This is a genomic window from Streptomyces sp. NPDC086549 (assembly GCF_044746205.1).
GTDB lineage: Bacteria > Actinomycetota > Actinomycetes > Streptomycetales > Streptomycetaceae > Streptomyces.
This window is the reverse complement of the sequence record NZ_JBIVBS010000013.1, coordinates 264,786-283,215: the sequence shown is the minus strand read 5'-3', so window position 1 is coordinate 283,215 and position 18,430 is coordinate 264,786. Positions and strand designations below refer to the sequence as shown.

20 protein-coding genes are annotated in these 18,430 nt (G+C 71.4%); 14 read left to right on the top strand and 6 right to left on the bottom strand.

Annotated elements, in window-relative coordinates:
- Positions 1 to 44 precede the first annotated feature (44 nt).
- Both ACIPSA_RS34665 and ACIPSA_RS34660 read left to right on the top strand, forming a co-directional pair.
- Positions 45 to 1,022, top strand: coding sequence for a helix-turn-helix transcriptional regulator (locus ACIPSA_RS34665; RefSeq protein WP_402641904.1), 978 nt, complete (start codon positions 45 to 47; stop codon positions 1,020 to 1,022).
- Positions 1,023 to 1,162: 140 nt separating this feature from the next.
- Positions 1,163 to 1,525 (top strand): hypothetical protein, encoded by a 363-nt coding sequence (locus tag ACIPSA_RS34660; RefSeq protein WP_402641903.1) that lies wholly within the window; start codon positions 1,163 to 1,165, stop codon positions 1,523 to 1,525.
- Positions 1,526 to 1,628: 103 nt separating this feature from the next.
- On the opposite strand, the gene ACIPSA_RS34655 is transcribed toward ACIPSA_RS34660, so the two are convergent.
- Positions 1,629 to 2,261: a TetR family transcriptional regulator gene (locus ACIPSA_RS34655; protein ID WP_402641900.1), complete on the bottom strand. Its 633-nt coding sequence runs from the start codon at positions 2,259 to 2,261 to the stop codon at positions 1,629 to 1,631.
- 122 nt (positions 2,262 to 2,383) lie between these two features.
- On the opposite strand from ACIPSA_RS34655, the gene ACIPSA_RS34650 reads away from it, so the two are divergent.
- The 4 genes from ACIPSA_RS34650 to ACIPSA_RS34635 all read left to right on the top strand — a co-directional run bounded on the left by ACIPSA_RS34650 (position 2,384) and on the right by ACIPSA_RS34635 (position 4,736).
- The gene (locus ACIPSA_RS34650) at positions 2,384 to 2,551 is read left to right on the top strand and encodes a hypothetical protein (protein WP_402641899.1); all 168 of its coding nucleotides are present in this window, start codon (positions 2,384 to 2,386) and stop codon (positions 2,549 to 2,551) included.
- Positions 2,552 to 2,583: 32 nt separating this feature from the next.
- A complete protein-coding gene (locus ACIPSA_RS34645) occupies positions 2,584 to 2,862 on the top strand; it encodes a DUF4190 domain-containing protein (RefSeq protein WP_402641896.1) in 279 nt (92 codons plus the stop codon).
- Positions 2,863 to 2,981: 119 nt separating this feature from the next.
- Positions 2,982 to 4,145, top strand: a complete 1,164-nt coding sequence (locus ACIPSA_RS34640; RefSeq protein WP_402641894.1) for a cysteine desulfurase family protein — start codon at positions 2,982 to 2,984, stop codon at positions 4,143 to 4,145.
- Positions 4,146 to 4,421: 276 nt separating this feature from the next.
- Positions 4,422 to 4,736 carry an FG-GAP repeat domain-containing protein gene (locus tag ACIPSA_RS34635; RefSeq protein ID WP_402641892.1) on the top strand — a complete coding sequence of 105 codons (315 nt, stop codon included), beginning with the start codon at positions 4,422 to 4,424 and terminating at the stop codon, positions 4,734 to 4,736.
- Positions 4,737 to 4,838: 102 nt separating this feature from the next.
- Here the strand turns inward: ACIPSA_RS34635 and ACIPSA_RS34630 are convergent, their stop codons facing one another.
- Both ACIPSA_RS34630 and ACIPSA_RS34625 read right to left on the bottom strand, forming a co-directional pair.
- A complete protein-coding gene (locus tag ACIPSA_RS34630; protein WP_402641890.1) occupies positions 4,839 to 6,407 on the bottom strand; it encodes a multicopper oxidase family protein in 1,569 nt (522 codons plus the stop codon).
- Positions 6,408 to 6,620: 213 nt separating this feature from the next.
- Complete coding sequence (locus ACIPSA_RS34625) at positions 6,621 to 7,289, bottom strand: N-acetylmuramoyl-L-alanine amidase (RefSeq protein ID WP_402641888.1); 669 nt, start codon at positions 7,287 to 7,289, stop codon at positions 6,621 to 6,623.
- Between the two features lie 60 nt (positions 7,290 to 7,349).
- Between ACIPSA_RS34625 and mnmA the strand changes: the two genes are divergently transcribed.
- Entirely contained in the window at positions 7,350 to 8,480 is a 1,131-nt protein-coding gene (gene mnmA / locus ACIPSA_RS34620) for a tRNA 2-thiouridine(34) synthase MnmA (RefSeq protein WP_402641885.1), read from the top strand.
- Positions 8,481 to 8,512: 32 nt separating this feature from the next.
- Here the strand turns inward: mnmA and ACIPSA_RS34615 are convergent, their stop codons facing one another.
- Together ACIPSA_RS34615 and ACIPSA_RS34610 are read right to left on the bottom strand one after the other, a co-directional pair.
- Positions 8,513 to 9,292 carry an alpha/beta fold hydrolase gene (locus ACIPSA_RS34615; RefSeq protein WP_402641883.1) on the bottom strand — a complete coding sequence of 260 codons (780 nt, stop codon included), beginning with the start codon at positions 9,290 to 9,292 and terminating at the stop codon, positions 8,513 to 8,515.
- A gap of 88 nt (positions 9,293 to 9,380) precedes the next feature.
- Positions 9,381 to 9,707 carry a DUF427 domain-containing protein gene (locus ACIPSA_RS34610; protein ID WP_402641880.1) on the bottom strand — a complete coding sequence of 109 codons (327 nt, stop codon included), beginning with the start codon at positions 9,705 to 9,707 and terminating at the stop codon, positions 9,381 to 9,383.
- Between the two features lie 51 nt (positions 9,708 to 9,758).
- Between ACIPSA_RS34610 and ACIPSA_RS34605 the strand changes: the two genes are divergently transcribed.
- The 6 genes from ACIPSA_RS34605 to ACIPSA_RS34580 all read left to right on the top strand — a co-directional run bounded on the left by ACIPSA_RS34605 (position 9,759) and on the right by ACIPSA_RS34580 (position 17,311).
- Entirely contained in the window at positions 9,759 to 10,298 is a 540-nt protein-coding gene (locus tag ACIPSA_RS34605; protein WP_402641877.1) for a TIGR00730 family Rossman fold protein, read from the top strand.
- Between the two features lie 18 nt (positions 10,299 to 10,316).
- A complete protein-coding gene (locus ACIPSA_RS34600; RefSeq protein WP_402641876.1) occupies positions 10,317 to 11,015 on the top strand; it encodes an SDR family oxidoreductase in 699 nt (232 codons plus the stop codon).
- 4 nt (positions 11,016 to 11,019) lie between these two features.
- Positions 11,020 to 11,421 carry a hypothetical protein gene (locus ACIPSA_RS34595; protein ID WP_402641874.1) on the top strand — a complete coding sequence of 134 codons (402 nt, stop codon included), beginning with the start codon at positions 11,020 to 11,022 and terminating at the stop codon, positions 11,419 to 11,421.
- Positions 11,422 to 11,595: 174 nt separating this feature from the next.
- Positions 11,596 to 12,603: a methionine synthase gene (locus ACIPSA_RS34590; RefSeq protein WP_402641871.1), complete on the top strand. Its 1,008-nt coding sequence runs from the start codon at positions 11,596 to 11,598 to the stop codon at positions 12,601 to 12,603.
- 15 nt (positions 12,604 to 12,618) lie between these two features.
- The gene (ligA, locus tag ACIPSA_RS34585; protein WP_402641868.1) at positions 12,619 to 14,811 is read left to right on the top strand and encodes an NAD-dependent DNA ligase LigA; all 2,193 of its coding nucleotides are present in this window, start codon (positions 12,619 to 12,621) and stop codon (positions 14,809 to 14,811) included.
- Between the two features lie 259 nt (positions 14,812 to 15,070).
- Entirely contained in the window at positions 15,071 to 17,311 is a 2,241-nt protein-coding gene (locus ACIPSA_RS34580) for a putative bifunctional diguanylate cyclase/phosphodiesterase (RefSeq protein WP_402641866.1), read from the top strand.
- A 42-nt stretch (positions 17,312 to 17,353) separates the two neighbouring features.
- On the opposite strand, the gene ACIPSA_RS34575 is transcribed toward ACIPSA_RS34580, so the two are convergent.
- Positions 17,354 to 17,938: a TetR/AcrR family transcriptional regulator gene (locus ACIPSA_RS34575; protein ID WP_402641863.1), complete on the bottom strand. Its 585-nt coding sequence runs from the start codon at positions 17,936 to 17,938 to the stop codon at positions 17,354 to 17,356.
- A gap of 87 nt (positions 17,939 to 18,025) precedes the next feature.
- On the opposite strand from ACIPSA_RS34575, the gene ACIPSA_RS34570 reads away from it, so the two are divergent.
- A complete protein-coding gene (locus ACIPSA_RS34570) occupies positions 18,026 to 18,397 on the top strand; it encodes a DUF4267 domain-containing protein (protein WP_402641860.1) in 372 nt (123 codons plus the stop codon).
- Positions 18,398 to 18,430: the final 33 nt, after the last annotated feature.

The window sequence follows — 18,430 nt, the reverse complement described above, 5'->3', positions numbered from 1 at the left end:
GTCAACATTTGCGCCCGGTCCGTGCGCGGCGGGATTCTGGGCGGGTGAAGTCCGACCGCCTGCTGTCGATCCTGCTGCTCCTGCAGACCCGGGGCCGCGTCCCGGCGCACGAACTCGCCGACCGCCTGGAGGTGTCGGTGCGCACCATCTACCGCGACATCGAGGCCCTGTCGGCCTCCGGCGTCCCCGTGTACGCCGAGCGCGGCCGGCACGGCGGCATCGAACTCCTCGCCGGATTCCGCACGGACGTCACCGGCCTGACCGCCGACGAGTCCCGGGCCCTGTTCATCCTGGCCGCCCAGGGCGCGCACGCCGCGCTCGGTCTGGACGCGGCGCTCGGCTCGGCGCTGCGCAAGGTGATGGCGGCGCTGCCCGCGCCGCACCGGCCGGCCGCGGAAGCCACCAGCCGTCGTGTCCTGGTCGACGCCACGCGCTGGAAGAGCGGTCCGCAGAAGGCCGTCGACCTGGAGGTGCTCCAGGACGCGGTGTTCTCCGACCGCCGCCTGAGGCTGCGCTACCGGCACGGCGGGGAGCGGGAGGCGCGGACGTACACCGTCGACCCGTACGGCCTCGTCGCCAAGGCGGGCGTCTGGTACCTGGTCGCCGACCGGCGGGCGCGGCCGCAGCTGTTCCGGGCCGACCGCGTGCGGTCCGCCAGGCTGCTGGACGACCCGGTGCGGCGTCGCCCGGGCGTCGAACTCGCCGACGTCTGGGAGGTGCTGCGCCGACAGGTCGAGGAGCGTCCGGGCGGGGTCGTGGTGACCGTGCGGGTCCGCAGGGAGCGCCTCGACATGTTCCAGCGCATGCTGGCCTCGGCGCTGACCGAACTCCCGGACGACGACGGCGGGAGCGAGTGGGTGACCGCCCGGCTGTCGTTCCCGTTCGTCCTCGCCGCCCGCCAACTGCTGGCGTTCACCGACCAGGTGGAGGTGCTGTCGCCGCCCGAGGCGCGCGCGGAGCTGGCGGCCGCGGCCCGTTCTGTCACGGACTTGTACCAGCCAGTAGTCGAGGGGCGCGGCTGAAAGCCCAGGTCGGCGCGGTCTCTTGGGCTTCGCTTTACCCGATTGACAGGCAGGGGACAGGGCGGGCCCAAGAATGCCCTAAGCGCCGTTGATTGAGTTCCCGCCTCAGGACTCCCTCAGCATCCGTGGAGCTGTCTCTCATGAAGCGTGTACGTCTCGTCCCCGCCGTCGCCCTGTTGGCGCTGTCCCCGCTGCTGCTGACCGCGTGCGGTTCGGGCGACTCGTCGTCCTCGAACAGCAACTCCGGGCAGCAGGGTTGTCAGGCACCGTCCGGCATGCCCTCCGGCGGTGCGTCGGGCCGCCCGAGCGGTGCCCCGTCCGGCGCGCCCTCGGGCAAGCCGACCGGTACTCCCACCGGCACCCCGACCGGTGTCCCCTCGGGCATGCCGAGCGGTGGCCCCGGTGGCGGCGGCCAGGGCGGACCCGGCGGCGGCCAGGGCGGCGGCTGCGGCGGTCCGGGCGGCGGGCAGCAGGGCCAGGGGCAGCAGGCCCAGCAGGGCTGACCCGGGATTTCGTACGACAGGGGCGGCGCGCTCGGTGAACGGGCGCGCCGCCCCTGTGCGCTGTATTGCCCGGGTGCCGTATTGCCTGCGTGCCGTATTCGGGTCAGTCCAGCCAGTGGCCGCGGCCGAGGCTGATCAGCCGCATCTGACGGGCCGCGATCTGGGCGACCCGCTCCCGCTCCTTCTCCGAGGCCGACGTCTCCAGGGCCTCCAGGAACAGGGAGGCCGTGATGAGCATCTGGTCGACGTAGAGGTGCGCGAGCATCAGCAGGTCGTCGTCGCTCCAGCCGACGGCCTCCGGGTCCTTGGCCAGTTCGGTCCGCACCTCCTCGGCGAACCTGGTCAGCTGGGACCGGATGGCCTCCCGTACCGGCTGGACGCCGCCGTGCCGTTCGCGGGCGATGAAGCGGACGTGGGCGGGGTGCGTCTCCACATGCCGGGCGATCAGGTGGATGGCGCGGGTGATGCGCTCGTCGGTGTCGCCGGCCGTGGACACCGTCGTCCGCACCATCGGGTGCAGGCTGCCCAGCGCCTCGTCGACCAGGGCCACTCCGAGGTCCGCCGTGGAGCGGAAGTGCCGGTAGAAGGCGGTCGGGGCGACGCCGACGGCGCGGGTGACCTCGCGCAGGCCCAGGCTGCTCAGGCTCTGCTCCTCCAGCAGCCTCAACGCCGCGTCCAGGAGCGCCTGCCGGGTCTTCTGTTTCTGGGCCTGCCGGATGCCGAGGGTGTGACTCATGTCATCCAGTTAACAACTGTTCTCCGGAATTTAAAAGCCGTCGGACGCGCTAGACTCAAAGTCAGTGAACAATTGTTACTACAACCGTTCACCGAAACTTCACGGAGGGGGGATCGAATCCCATGCTGTTCCTCGTCGCCGCACTCATGCTGCTCGGTGTGGTGCTGGGCACCGTCGCCCACGCGCCGCTGGCCGTCAGTGCCGCCGTGGCCGCGGTCATCGCCGTCTGGCTCGGCATCTTCGCGCTCCGCGAGCGCCACAGCCGTCGTCGCCGCACCTCGGCCAACTGACCGTCCGAACCGCCCTACAGGAGCTGAGTACCATGCAACTCACCGCACCGGTCACGGGTCGCACCGACGTCCGCCCGACCACCCGCGACGCCGACGGCATGGCCGTGGCGTCCTTCATCCTCGGCCTCCTCGGCCTTCTCGTCCTCAACGTCTTCCTCGGTCCGATCGCCCTCGTGCTGGCGGGTGTCGCCCTCTGGCGCGGCACGGCCCGCCGCGGCCGTGCGTACCTCGGACTGGCGCTGGGCGCGGCCGACCTGGCGGTCCTGGTGATCGCCATGCAGGTGACCAACACCATCTCGTGGAGCCTGTGATCCCGCAGAACAAACCTTGAACGACGGCCGACGCCCCGAGGACGACGGGGCGCCGTCGGTCACACCGTCCGGCCTGGACACCGGGCCGCCGCCCAGGGCCCCGTAGAATCGGGCTCACCATGGCTTACCTCGACCACGCCGCGACGACCCCGATGCTCCCGGAGGCGGCAGAGGCACTGACCGCCGCGCTGAGCGTCACCGGCAACGCCTCCTCCCTCCACGCGTCCGGCCGCAAGGCCCGCCGAACGGTCGAGGAGTCTCGAGAGACGCTCGCCGAAGCGCTCGGCGCTCGCCCCAGCGAGGTCGTCTTCACCTCCGGCGGCACCGAGGCCGACAACCTCGCGGTCAAGGGCCTCTACTGGTCCCGGCGCGACGCGGACCCGGCCAGAAACCGTGTCCTCGCCAGCCCCGTCGAACACCACGCGGTGCTCGACGCCGTCCACTGGCTCGGCGAACACGAGGGCGCCACCGTCGAGTACCTGCCCGTCGACACGTACGGCCGGGTGCACCCGGAAGCGCTGCGCGAGGCGATCGCCCGCAACCCCGACGACGTCGCCCTGGCGACGGTCATGTGGGCCAACAACGAGATCGGCACGGTGCTGCCGGTCCCCGAACTCGCGGAGGCCGCCGCCGAGTTCGGTGTCCCGCTGCATGCCGACGCCGTTCAGGCCTTCGGTCAGATCCCCGTCGACTTCGCCGCGTCCGGCCTCGCCGCGATGACGGTCTCCGGCCACAAGATCGGCGGCCCGTACGGCATCGGGGCCCTCCTCCTCGGGCGTGAGTACACCCCCGTACCCGTCCTGCACGGCGGCGGCCAGGAGCGCCATGTGCGCTCCGGCACCCTCGACGTCCCGGCGATCGCCTCCTTCGCGGTCGCCGCCCGCCTGGCCGCCGAGCAGCGCGAGTGGTTCGCCCGGGAGATCGGCGCCCTGCGGGACGACCTGATCAAGGCCGTCCGTACGGCGGTTCCGGACGCGATCCTCGGCGGTGACCCGGTGGACCGCCTCCCGGCCAACGCCCACTTCACCTTCCCGGGCTGCGAGGGCGACTCCCTGCTGCTCCTGCTGGACGCCCAGGGCATCGAGTGCTCCACCGGCTCCGCCTGCACCGCCGGCGTCGCCCAGCCCAGCCACGTCCTCCTCGCCACCGGCACCGACCCGGACCTGGCCCGCGGCACCCTCCGCTTCTCCCTCGGCCATACCTCCAGGGAGGCGGACGTGGACGCGGTGGCGAGGGCGATCGGCCCGGCGGTGGAGCGGGCCCGAGTGGCGGGCCTGACCTGAGGCTCGCCGCGGACGCGGCAACGAGGGCACGCGGACGCCAGGCGCGTCCCCCGCGTGCGCCCGCACCAACTCTCGGACCGGCGCCGCCGCCGACGCTGCGGACGCGGGGGCGTCGCGGCGTGATCCGTGGTGCTGCCCTCCCATGAGTCTCACGGCTTCCACACCCGTGTCACGCGAGGCCGTGTCATGCGCGGCCCTGCCGCTCGCGGTGCGCCCCGGAGACACGCGGATTGCATCCCAACTCCCTTATAAGAAAGAGGAGTTGGTGGCTAGTTGGTGGCTCTCTCCTCAGCTTCATGGGCGCGGTCCGCGGGCGCCACGTACGCGGTCGGGACGCACCCCTACCAGACCGTGGTCGCCGACTTCGACGGCGACGGACACCCGGACCTCGCGACCGCCGACTTCGGCGGCGCCCAGGTCAGCGTGCTGTTGAATGCCGGCGACGGCACCTTCGGTACCGCCTCCGCCCTCGCGGTGAGCGGGTCGCCGCGTTCGCTTGCCACTGGTGACCTGGACGGCGACGGTGTCCGTGACCTCGCGGTGGCGAACAGCAGCGGCGGCCAGGTCGACGTGTTCCGGGGGACGTGCTAGCCGCCGGAACCTCCCGACTGGCTGCCGCCGGCACTTCCACTGCCGGCGGCAGCCTCCCGGAGAGGCCGAACGGGCCGTCCCTCGCGGCCTTCCAGCGGCCTTCTAGCTGTCCGTGACCATGAGGGAGGCCATCATTCCCTCGTCCTCGTGCTGCAGGAGATGGCAGTGGAGCATGTACATGTAGGTGTCGTCGGAGAAGTCGGTGAACTCCATGGCGATCTCGATGGAACCGCCGCCGACCACTTCGTAGGTGTCGTACCAGCCGAGTTCCACGCCGGTGGGATCCTCGCCGTTGATGGAGATCAGCTGGTACGGCACGTCATGCAGGTGGAAGGAGTGTTCCAGCTGTGTGTTGTTCTTGATCGTCCAGATCTCCTTGGACCCGACCGTGGTGCTGATCATGGCCATCGAGGACATGCTCGTCCCCGCCGACCCGTTGATCAGCATCGTCGCGCCGCTCTGCCCGAGCGTGATCGTCCGCGCGGTGAAGTCGCTGGTGTCGTACCGGTCGATCGTCTGGAGCGTGCTCGGCAGGTCGTCCGGGGTGTCCGTGCCGCTCGCGGTGACGGTCAGGAAGTCGTACGTACCGCTGCCGCCGCGCACCCAGCCGGTGGTGACGACCGCCTGCAGGGTCACGTCGTCCGAGAGGTCCATGACCACCTCGGCGCGGGCGCCGGCCACCAGACGGACCGACGTCACGTCGACGGGCTCGGCCAGATAGCCCTGGTCCGAGGCGATCTGGCTCATCGTGCCGCCGTCGCTGCGCTGGACGGTGATGATGTCGGACGGCGAGGCGTTCAGGATCCGGAAGCGGTTGCGGGTCTTCGTGGCCTCGAAGGTGAGCGTGGTGTCGTCGACGTTCGTGCCGTTGCACAGCACCGGGTAGACCAGGCCGCTGCCGAGGTAGCCGGACAGGTCGTACTTGATGTCGCCCGAGCTGTCGGACGCCAGGCACTGGAGGATGATCGGGATGTCGTCGACGCCGTAGTCGCTGGGCAGCGCCGAGGAGGTGTCCGTGCTGTCCTCGACGATGATCATGCCCGCCAGACCGTGCACGGCCTGCTTGGCCGTGGTGCCGAGGGCGTGCGGGTGGTACCAGAGGGTCTTGGCCTCGTCCTTCACCTCGAAGGTGGGGGACCAGGTCTCGCCGTCGGCGAAGGCGACCTGCGGCCCGCCGTCCATCTTGGCCGGGACGTGGGCGCCGTGGAAGTGGACGGTGGTGTCCTCGCCAAGGCTGTTGGTGATGTTCAGCAGGACGGTGTTGCCGTTGGTCCACTTCATGGTCGGGCCCAGGTACGACTGGTTGTAGCCCATGGTGGTGCTGCTGACGCCGCTGACGACCTCGCTGGTGCCGGTCTTGGCCTCGAGGGTGAACGTGGTCGTGCTGTCCGAGGTGGTGCCCTCCAGGAGGTCGGGGATGGTGAGCGTGCTGGTGCTGGACGCGGCGGACGCCTTGTCGCCGCCTTTGCTCAGCAGGGTGAAGGTCGTGCCGGCCGCCCCGACGGCCGCCAGGCCCAGCCCGACCGTCCCGCCGAGGAACTTGCGCCGGTGCAGGCCCTTGCCGCCCTTGGCCCTGCTGGTCTTGGAGTGCTCGCGCTTGCCGCGCCTGCCCGTGGTGCCCGTGTCGCCCGTGGTGTCGTTGGAGCCGGCGGGCTCTGTGATGTTGTCCATGGCCCGGGATGTTTGGCCTAAGGACTGTGTGAAGACTGGGACGAAGTTAGGAGGGAACCCCACGGGCTGTGAGGTCTCAGTGATTGACGGGCTCCATCAACTCTCCTGAAACAAAGCCAAGTTGAAGCGCCGCAGGTTGAGCGCGGGGCCAGGGACGCATCGGACACTTGATGTACGGAGGCCGCTCACAGCAAAGGGTTGGTATGGCGTACATCATGTCGCGCGGGTTTGCCGGACCAGCCTGATGTACCGCTCCCAGTCCCAGTACCGCCCCGGATCCGTGTGGTCCGTCCCCGGAACCTCCACATGCCCGATGATGTGCTCCCGGTCGACGGGTATGCCGTAGCGCCCGCATATTGCGGCCGTCAGCCGCGCCGAGGACGCGTACATCGCGTCCGTGAAGGACGAGGCCCGCTCCACGAACCCCTCGTGCTCGATGCCGACACTGCGCTCGTTGTAGGCCCGGTTGCCCGCGTGGAACGCCACGTCCAGTTCGCGGATCAGCTGGGTGACGCGCCCGTCCCTGCGCACGATGTAGTGGGCCGCCGCCCCGTGCGACGGGTCCTGGAAGACCTTCACCGCGCTCTTGTAGCCGCCCTGGGTGACGTGGATGACCACCCGGTCGATCGGATAGTCGTCCGGCCGGTCCGCCCGCCGGTAGTTCGCCGGGGACGCGGCCACCCACCGCGCACCCCGGAAGTCCACCGCGCCCTCGACCCGCGGCTTCTCCACTCCGGGCAGCCGCCACCACAGATGGGAGAGCTCCTCGCGGGCCAGCGCCGCGGTCCCCACGGCGGCCGCGACACCGCCGACGAGCAGGGCCCGCCGCCCCAGCCGCCGATCCGAGTCGCCCTTCGCCGCACCCGTCTGAATCGCCCCCATGTGATCGTCAACGGATACTCGCGGGTCCAGGTTCCCGCGCCCCCGTACCCTGGAAGGGCTATGACTGACACCCCGCAGCGCACCCGACCCCTCCGTGTCCTCGCCGCCATGTCCGGCGGCGTGGACTCCGCCGTCGCCGCCGCCCGCGCGGCCGAGGCGGGCCACGACGTGACCGGCGTCCACCTCGCGCTCTCCGCCAACCCGCAGTCGTTCCGCACCGGAGCGCGGGGCTGCTGCACCATCGAGGACTCGCGCGACGCCCGCCGGGCCGCCGACGTCATCGGCATCCCGTTCTACGTCTGGGACCTCGCCGACCGCTTCCGCGAGGACGTCGTCGAGGACTTCATCGCCGAGTACGAGGCCGGCCGCACCCCGAACCCGTGCCTGCGCTGCAACGAGAAGATCAAGTTCGCCGCGCTCCTGGACAAGGCGCTGGCCCTCGGCTTCGACGCCGTCTGCACCGGCCACTACGCCCAGGTGATCGTGAACGAGGACGGCAGCCGGGAGCTGCACCGGGCCTCCGACATGGCCAAGGACCAGTCGTACGTCCTCGGCGTCCTGGACGAGAAGCAGCTCGCGCACGCCCTGTTCCCGCTGGGCGACACGGTGACGACCAAGGACGAGATCCGCGCGGAGGCCGAGCGTCGCGGCCTCGCGGTCGCCAAGAAGCCCGACTCGCACGACATCTGCTTCATCGCCGACGGCGACACCCAGGGCTTCCTCGCATCCCGCCTCGGCAAGTCCGACGGCGACATCGTCGACGAGTCCGGCGCCAAGGTGGGCACGCACGAGGGCGCGTACGGCTTCACCATCGGCCAGCGCAAGGGCCTGCGCATCGGCACCCCCGCCGCCGACGGCAAGCCGCGCTACGTCCTCGACATCTCCCCGGTGACCAACACGGTGACGGTCGGCCCGGCCGCCGCCCTGGACGTCACCGCCCTGACCGCGATCAAGCCCCGCTGGTGCGGCGCGGCCCCGGCCGGCCCCGGCACCTACACCGCCCAGCTCCGCGCACACGGCGGCGAGACCGAGGTGACGGCGGAGCCGGTCGACGGCGAGCTGCGGGTCACCTTCACCGAGCCGGTCCGCGGCGTCGCCCCCGGCCAGGCGATCGTCCTGTACGACGGCACGCGCGTGGTGGGGTCGGCGACGATCGCGACGACGGCCAGGGCCACGTCCGCGACGGTGTAGCCACTGGCAGCCGGCGGTGTGGCCACTGGCAGCTACTGCGTGAAGAACTCCGCCAGCACCGGCGCCAGGACGTCCGGGTCCACCATGTGGGTCTGGTCCTCCAGCGTGCGGTACGTCCCCTCGGGCGCCGCTTCCGCGACCGCCCGCGCCGCCTCGCGCAGCCAGGCCGGGCTCGCCCGGCCCGCGACGGCCAGCACGGGGACGGTGATCGCGGTCAGCCGGTCCCGGGGCACCAGGCCGTCGCCCATCACGGAGTCGTCGTACGCCAGGGTCGGGGCGATCGCCTCCATGTCGGCCCACATGGGGGACTGGCGGGCGCCCCGGATCATCCCCTCGGCCAGGCCCGTGAGCCGCAGGAAGTGCTCCACCGCGTCTCCCCGCCGCCCCTGCGCGAGGGCCTCGGTCAGGTTCCGGGTGTACTCCGCGCGCTCCTTCGCGCCGTCCTCGTGGACGGCGAACGGCGGCTCGTACACGGCCACCTGGCGGACCGGCAGTCCGCTCGCCGCCGCCTCCAGCGCCAGCGCGCCGCCCGACGAGATGCCGTAGAGCGCCGCGTCCCCGCCCACCGCCTCGATCAGCGCCGCCAGGTCCTCGACCTCGCGGGCGACGGCGTACGGCGCCGTGTCCCCGCTCGCACCGCGACCCCGGCGGTCGTACGGCACGACCGTGCAGCGGTCGGCGAGCCGTGCGGCCAGCGGGGCCACCGTGGCGCCCGTGGACATCGCGCCGCTCACGAGGACGACCGTCGGGCCCCGCCCGCGGCGCTCGTACGCGATACGGGTGCCGTCGCGCGAAATGATCTGCTTGTCCATGTCTGAGGAGACTGCCATCAGGGACGCGACCGATCGGTCAGGACACCGCTACTCGTGTCCCCTCGTGTCCCCTCGTGTCCCCTCGTGTCTACTCCTGGACCTCCACTTCGTAGAAGCACAGGTGGTCCTTGATCCGGGCGACCCCGTCCTTGGGCTCGGGATAGGCCCATACGAGGTCGGGGGCGTCCGGCAGGGACCAGTAGGACGCCGTCCCCTTGAAGGGGCATTCGGTGTGGGTGTCGGAGGGGGAGAGAAGGTCGAGGCGCACGTCCTCGGGCGGGATGTAGTACCGGACGGGAGAGCCGGTCTCGCGCAGCACCAGGGGGCGGTCGGTCTCCGCCAGCACCTGGCCCCCGTGCACCACGCGCACGTGCTGCTCGCCCTGCTCGATCGTGATCGTGTGTCCATTGGCCATACTGGGAAAAGCGCTCGCGTGGCCCCGCTTCTTCCCCCCTAGGCTGACCGCATGAGAATCTGCGTCTTCCTCTCCGCCGCCGACCTCGACGACCGCTACACGCGCCCCGCGCGCGAGTTCGCGAAACTGATCGGCAAGGGCGGGCACACCCTGGTGTGGGGAGGGTCGGACGTCGGTCTGATGAAGGTGGTCGCCGACGGCGTCCAGGACGCGGGCGGCAGGCTGCTGGGCGTCTCCGTCGAGTTCCTGGCGGCGAAGGCGCGGCCCGGCGCCGACGAGATGGTGATCGCGAAGGACCTCGCAGAGCGAAAGAGGCTGCTGCTGGAGAATGCCGACGCGGTGGTCGTCATGGTGGGCGGCACCGGAACGCTCGACGAGGCCACCGAGATCCTGGAACTCAAGAAGCACGGGCACACGGACAAGCCCGTCGTCCTGCTCAACACCGAGGGCTTCTACGACGGCCTGAAGGAGCAGTTCCGCCGGATGGAGGACGAGGGATTCCTGCCCCGTCCACTCACGGACCTGGTGTTCTTCGCGGACGAGCCGGTGGGCGCGCTCGCCTACCTGGAGGAGAGCCAGGGCATCGCGTAGGCGTCCGGTGATGCGAGCATGGCGGACATGGCTACTCATGTGATCACCGGGGCGGGTTCCGGCATCGGCGCCGCCGTCGCTCGCCGCCTGCACGCGCGCGGGGACGAACTCGTGCTGCACGCGCGCGACGCGGGCCGCGCGAAGGAACTGGCGGCGGAGTTCCCCGGGGCCCGCACCCTGGTCGGCGACCTCTCCGACCCGGACAAGCTCTCCTGGGCCTTCTCCCACCAGGCGCTCCCGGACCGCGTGGACTCGCTGCTGCACATCGCCGGGGTCGTCGACCTGGGCCAGGTCGGCGAGCTGACCCCCAAGGCCTGGCGTCACCAGCTCAACGTCAACCTGATCGCGCCCGCCGAGCTGACCCGGCACTTCCTGCCGCAGCTCCGCGCCGCCCGCGGCCATGTGGTCTTCGTGAACTCCGGCGCGGGCCTCAACGCCGCCGCGGGCTGGTCCGCGTACGCCGCCTCCAAGCACGGCCTCAAGGCCCTGGCCGACTCCCTCCGCCAGGAGGAGCACGACCACGGCGTCCGCGTCACCTCCGTCTACCCGGGCCGCACCGCGAGCCCCATGCAGGCCAAGGTCCACCAGCAGGAGGGCAAGGACTACGAGCCGGGCCGGTGGATCGACCCGGAGTCGGTGGCGACGACGATCCTGATGGCCATCGACCTGCCCGGCGACGCGGAGGTCAACGACCTGACGGTGCGGCCGGGGCGGTGACACGGTGACCTCCGAAGGACGCGGCGGTCGTGGTGGTGACGAGATCCGTGTCTGGCTGGACGACGTCTGGGACCGCGCCGAGGCCGCGGTGATCCTGCGCGGCGGGGACTACGCCGGGCCGCTCGCCCGGCGCCCCGTCCTGGCCGAGATCTATGACGACGGCACGCTCGCCGAGCTGCGCGCCCTGACCACGGCCGGCGACTTCACGGGCGACATCTGCCGCTGCCACGGCAGCCTGACCGTCGCCCTGCTGGACGCCTACGGCGACTTCATCGGCAGCGGCAGCTACCACGGGCAGACCGACATGGCCTGGGAACGCGGCCGCTTCCGCAACAACCTCGAGGTCGCCGATCCGGCCCGGCTGCTCGCCTTCCTGGAACGGCACGGGGTGTACCGGCTGTCGTGACCGGGTATCGGCCGGCAACATCCAGCCCGTCCGGCGTTCGAGGACGAGGCCGTCCAGGCCGAAGCGGGGGTCTGGGGGCGGCAGCCCCCAGCAGCGGCCCGCGCGGACGCCGGGTACGAGGCACCGGACGGCGCCCCCAATTCGGCTGAACCGCCGGAGGCATAGGCTTCCGGGGTGAGCGATGACAGCCAGTTCAGGTTCGGTGCCGCCACCGGCGTCGGGTCCATGCCCGGTGGGGACGCCCGGGAAGCCGCCAAGACCGTCACCGGGTCCTTCGAGGACTTCCCGTTCCTGCCCGAGCTGCCGGCCCGCGGCCCCGGCGCGGACATGATCGGTCGCACGGCCGGGATGCTCGTCGAGCTGTACGCGCGCGTGGAGCCGAGCGGCTGGCGGATCGGGGACCGGCCCGGCCGGGACACCAAACGGGCCCGGTCCTGGCTGGGCGAGGACCTCGACGCCCTTGAGGAGTTCACCCAGGAGTACGCGGGGCCGCTGAAGGTGCAGGCGGTCGGGCCGTGGACGCTGGCCGCCGCCCTCGAACTGAAGAACGGCGAGGCCGCCCTCTCCGACCCCGGCGCCTGCCGCGACCTCGCCGCCTCCCTCGCCGAGGGACTGCGCCTGCACCTGGCCGAGGTGCGCCGCCGCGTTCCCGGCGCGCAGCTCGTCCTGCAGCTCGACGAGCCCTCGCTCACCGCCGTGCTGCGTGGTCAGGTGAAGAGCGCCAGCGGCTACCGGACCCACCGGGCGGTGGACCGGCAGGTCGTCGAGGCCACCCTCCGGGATCTCGTCGCGGTGCACGGCGACGGGCCGGTCGTGGTCCACTCCTGCGCCCCGGACGTGCCGTTCGCGCTGCTCCGCCGCGCGGGCGCCGCCGCGGTCTCCTTCGACTTCTCTCTCCTCACCGAGCGTGACGACGACGCGATCGGCGAGGCCGTGGAAGGCGGCACGCGGCTGTTCGCCGGTGTGGTGCCCGGCACGGATGCACCGTTGTCAGACCCTGCCGGTAGCGTCATGGGTGTCAGGACGCTGTGGCGCAGGCTGGGGCTGCATCCGGGGCTTCTCGCGGAGGCGGTCACGGTCACGCCGTCGTGCGGACTCGCGGGCGCTTCCCCCGCGTACGCGCGCCAGGCACTCGCCCATTGCGCCCGGGCGGCGAGATCCCTCGCGGACAACCCAGAGTAACGGGAGGACAACACGGTGGCCGGCGACAAGCAAGCGGAGACGACGGTGCCCGCCGAGGCACGGGAGAAGCACGCGCTGCTCGCTGAGCAGATCGAGGAGCACCGCTTCCGGTACTACGTGAAGGACGCTCCCGTCATCAGCGACGCGGAGTTCGACAAGCTCCTGCGCGCCCTTGAGGCGCTGGAGGAGGAGTATCCCGGGCTGCGCACGCCCGACTCGCCGACCCAGAAGGTCGCGGGAGCGTACGAGACCGAATTCACTTCCGTCGAGCACCGCGAGCGCATGCTCTCCCTGGACAACGCCTTCAACGACGAGGAACTGGCCGCCTGGGCCGAGCGCGTCGCCAAGGACGTCGGCACCTCCGACTACCACTTCCTGTGCGAGCTCAAGGTCGACGGCCTCGCCGTCAACCTCACCTATGAGCACGGCCGTCTCACCCGCGCGGCGACGCGGGGCGACGGCCGCACGGGCGAGGACATCACGCCCAACGTCCGTACGATCGCGGAGATCCCGGACCGGCTGACGGGCGACCACGTCCCCGACCTCGTGGAGGTCCGCGGCGAGGTCTACTTCCCGATGGAGAAGTTCCTCGAACTCAACGAGCGCCTGGTCGCGGCCGGTGACAAGCCCTTCGCCAACCCGCGCAACGCGGCGGCCGGTTCGCTGCGTCAGAAGGACCCGCGCGTCACCGCGACCCGCCCGCTGCACATGGTCGTCCACGGCATCGGCGCCCTGGCGGGGTACGAGGGCCTCACCCGTCTCTCCCAGGCCTACGACCTGCTGAAGACCTGGGGTCTGCCCACCTCCACGCACAACAGGGTGGTCGACGACCTCGACGGCGTACGGGAGTTCATCGCGTACTACGGCGAGAACCGCCACTCCGTGGAGCACGAGATCGACGGCGTGGTCGTCAAGCTCGACGAGATCCGCCTCCAGGGCCGCCTCGGCTCCACGGCCCGCGCACCGCGCTGGGCGATCGCGTACAAGTACGCGCCCGAAGAGGTCAACACCAAGCTGATCGACATCAAGGTCGGCGTGGGCCGCACCGGCCGCGTCACGCCGTACGCCCAGGTCGAACCGGTCACGGTCGCCGGCTCCGAGGTCGAGTTCGCCACCCTGCACAACCAGGAGGTGGTCAAGGCCAAGGGCGTCCTCATCGGTGACACGGTGGTGATCCGCAAGGCCGGCGACGTCATCCCGGAGATCCTCGGCCCGGTCGTCGATCTGCGCGACGGCGGCGAGCGGGAGTTCGTGATGCCCGCCGAGTGCCCCGAGTGCGGGACGCCCCTGCGGCCCATGAAGGAGGGCGACATCGACCTCCGCTGCCCCAACGCCCGTACCTGCCCGGCCCAGTTGAGGGAGCGCGTCTCGTATCTCGCGGGCCGCGAGTGCCTGGACATCGAGCACTTCGGCGAGGTGGCGGCGGCCGCCCTCACCCGCCCGCTGGAGCCGGCCGACCCGCCACTGGCCGACGAGGGCGACCTGTTCGACCTGACGGTGGAGAGGCTGCTGCCCATCAAGGCGTACGTCCTCGACCCGGACAGCGGACTGCCCAAGCGGGACCCCAGGACGGGCGAGGAGAAGGTCGTCACCGTCTTCGCCAACCAGAAGGGCGAGCCGAAGAAGAACACCCTCGCCCTGCTGGAGAACATCGAGGCGGCCAGGCAGCGCCCGTTGGCGCGCTTCATCAACGGACTGTCCATCCGGCACGTCGGCCCGGTCGCGGCCGAGGCGCTCGCCCGCGCCTTCCGCTCCATCGACCGCATCGAAGAGGCCACCGAGGAGGAACTGAAGAACACCGACGGCGTCGGCCCGATCGTGGCCGCCGCGGTCAAGGAGTGGTTCGCCGAGGAGTGGCACCGGGAGATCATCCGCAAGTGGAAGGCCGCTGGAGTCCGGCTGGAGGACGAGGCTTCCGGAGAGGACGAAGGACCCCGTCCCCTGGAAGGGCTTACCGTCGTCGTCACCGGCACGCTGGAGAACTTCACCCGCGACGGCGCCAAGGAGGCGCTGCAGAGCCGCGGAGCGAAAGTGACCGGTTCGGTGTCGAAGAAGACGTCCTTTGTCGTCGTGGGTGAGAATCCCGGATCGAAGTACGACAAGGCCATGCAGCTCAAGGTGCCCGTTCTGAACGAGGACGGCTTCGGCGTCCTGTTGGAGCAGGGACCGGAAGCCGCGGCCGAAGTCGCCCTTCCGACCGGGGAGTAGCGGTTGAAGGCCACCCGATCGGCGCATATCAGATGCATACGGGTGGCCGGGGCGCATTCGGGCAACCGTAGACGACCGCTGCCCGTGGAAGCCTTCTGCGGCCTACTGTTGAGATGTGCGCCTGCCGTGCCCAGCTGCGGTTGGGGCATCCCCGTGCTCATGGTGAGCACGGGGAAGGGTTTTCCAACGCGAAGCCGTTGATGGTCGTCGGGCAGCGGACCGCGTGGCGTGGGCACCGCCGGCTGTGAGAGGGACGGGAATGGAACCGACCGAGAGCGCCGCCCCGGACTCATGGCTGCGCCTGCGCCGCAGGGTGGGCGCATGGCGGGGGAACCGGTGGCCGGCGCGGGCCGCGGCACGGACGGGCGCGGAGGTCCGCGCCGCCGCACCGCGCAGCGTGACGGACCCGCGTGTCCCCATACCCCTGGCCATCGAGGCCGCCCCCGCACTCCCGGGCAGTGACCACGAACGGCACCTGTCCTGGCCCGCGCTGCCCGCCGCCGTCGTCGCGGCCGCCGGGTTCGCACTGGGCGCAGGCTTCCTCCGCGCCTTCACCGGGAACCACGCCCTCTTCCCGTCCGGCGCGGTCGGCTGGTCGCTGGCCGTGCTGACCGGCATCATCGTCGGCCACCTGGTCATGCTCGGCCGCTCCCGCTGGTGGGGCGGCACCGGCTCCGGCGCCGCCCTCACCCTCGCCGTGCTCCTGCTGTACGGCTGGGTGCCCGCCGGAATGGTCAGCCTGACCGTCGTCGTCCTGGTCGGCGCAGCCCGCCGCAACCGCTGGCGCCAGGGCGTGCTGCAGGGCGCGGTGGACATCCTCGGCATCGGCGCCGGCGCCCTGGTCCTGGGCGCCTTCGGCCGCGTACCGAGCGTCGAGAAGCCCTGGAACCCCCACAACTGGACCGTCACCACCGCTCCCGAGGTCGTACTCGTGGCGGCCGCCTACCTCGCGGTCACCCGCACCCTGCTGTGGTACCTGCACGCCCCGCGCGGCGGTGGACTGCCCACCGTCGCCCGCACCGCCCTGATCAGACAAGGCCTGGTCGCGGTCGCGCTGCTCGGCATCGCGCCCCTGGTCTGTGTGGTCGCCGAGGCCCAGCCGGTCCTGCTCCCGCTGTTCTCCATCCCCCTCATCGCCCTCGACTCCACCCTGTGGATAGCCCGGGCCCGGGCGGAGGAGCAGTTGCGCGACCCGCTGACCGGGCTGCCCAACCGGCAGTGGCTCCTGGAACGGATCTGGACCGCCCTCGACGACGCCGAACGCATCGGCGCGCGGGCCGCCCTGATGCTCATCGACCTCGACCGCTTCCGCTCGGTCAACGACACCCTCGGTCATCTCGCCGGCGACCGGCTGCTGCTGCAGATAGCCGACCGGCTGCGGCTGGCGCTGCCGCGCGGCGCGGAGGCCGCCCGGCTCGGCGGTGACGAGTTCGCCGTGTTACTGCCCGTCGCCGACTCCACGACGTCGGCGACCCGGGTCGCCCGCAATCTCGTCGCCGCCCTCAGTTCCCCGCTCGACCTCGACGGGCTCACGCTCGTCCTGGAGGCCAGCGCGGGCGTCGCCGTCTTCCCCGACCACGCCCTGGACGCCGAGGGGTTGCTGCGCCGGGCGGACGTGGCGATGTACCAGGCGAAGCGGGACCGTACGGGTGTCGAGGTGTACGAGTCGAAGCGGGACTCCAACACCCCGGACCGGCTCGGGCTGCTCGCCGATCTGCGCCGGGCCCTGGACGCGCACGAGGTCCAGCTGCACTACCAGCCCAAGGTCCGCTTCGACGGACAGGTCGCTGGGCTGGAGGCCCTGGTGCGCTGGGTGCATCCCGAGCGCGGGAAGGTGCCGCCGGACGAGTTCATAGCGATCGCCGAGTCCTCGGGACTGATGCCCCATCTGACCGAGTACGTCCTGGAGACGGCGCTCGGGCAGGTCGCCAAGTGGCGCGCCCAGGGCCTGCGGGTGCCGGTCGCGGTCAACGTCTCCCCGCGTGACGTCCACACGCCCGGCTTCGCGGGCTCGGTGGCCGCACGCCTTGCCCGGCACGGGGTTCCGGCGGGAGCGCTCCAACTGGAGATAACGGAGCACGTGCTGCTGGAGGACCCGCAGCGGGCCGCCGACACCCTGGCCGGGCTGACCGGGCACGGCGTGAAGATGTCCCTGGACGACTTCGGCACCGGGTACTCGTCGCTGGTGCATCTGCGCCGGCTGCCGGTGAGCGAGCTGAAGATCGACCGGTCGTTCGTGGCCCGGCTGGCCGTGGACACGGAGGACGCGGAGATCGTGCGGTGCACGGTCGACCTCGCCCACTCCCTCGGGTTGTTGGTCGTCGCCGAGGGGGTCGAGGACGACGAGACCTGGGAGCGGCTGCGGGACCTCGGGTGTGACGCTGTGCAGGGGTGGCTGGTCGCCGCCGCGATGCCGCCGGAGGAGACGACGGCGTGGCTGCGGGCGCGGGGCTCTCGCGGGTGGCAGCGGCCGCGGGCCGCCTTGCCGGCGGGGGAGTGACGGTTCGTTCCCCCCTCGATGTCGGCGGCCACGGGTCGTCCCTCAGGTCGCGCACGCCGTGAAGCGGGCCGTCAGCAGGGACAGGCGGTCGGCGTGGGCCTCCTTCGGGAGGCGGCCGCTGCGCATCAGGGTCGCCAGGCCGTGCAGGCTCGCCCAGTAGGTTTCCGTGAGGAAGCCGGGGTTCTCGCCCTCCGCCGCGATCGGCTCGACCGCGAGGAGCAGTTCACCGAACGCCTCCCGTAGCGGTGCGGGTGCCTCCTCCGTGGCGAACGGCAGGTCCACGAGGTGGGTGAACATCGCGTCGTAGAGGGCGGGCCGGCGCCGGGCGAAGTCTGTGTACGCCTCGCCGACCGCCGCCAATGACTCCCGTGTGCCCTCGGCCGCCGTACGCGCCTCCCGCAGCTCCACCGCCAGGTCCGCGCAGCCCTGTACCGCGACCGCGGCCATGATCGCGTCCTTGCCCTTGAAGTGGCTGTAGAGGACCGGCTGGCTGTACTCGATCTCGGCGGCCAGCCGGCGTGTGGTCACCGCGTCCCAGCCCTCCGCCTCGGCCAGCTCCCGTGCGGCCGTCACGATCAGCCGCTCGCGTTCCGCTCGTTCGCGCTCCCGGCGCGTCTGGATCGCCATGACCTCGATTCTAGCGTCGCTAGCATTTCTGTCGACGCTCTGCTAGTTTCACTCTTGTTCCTAGCGCTGCTAGCAAGGGGAGATGTCATGACCGTCACCGCCTACACCCTGGCCGTCGTGCTCGATCTGTTCTGCGTGTTCCTCGGGTACCGGTTCCTGTTCCAGCCCGCATCCGCCGCCACCGGCTACGGCCTCCCCGCCCGGCCGGACGGCGACGCCGGTCCCTACCTGACGATCAAGGGCCTCAAGGACGGCGTCTACGGCCTGCTCGGCCTGGCGCTGCTGGCCTTCGTCGGGGCGCGGGCCGAGGCCTGGTTCATGGTCTGCGTGGCTCTGGTCCCGCTCGGCGACACGCTGATAGTCCTGCGCAACGGTGGTACGAAGGCCGTCGCCTTCGGGATCCACTTCGCCACCGCGGTCGTTGTACTGATCAGCGCCGCGCTGCTCTTCCTCGTCTGACCACGGCACCACCGTCACCACGTCTGACCACGG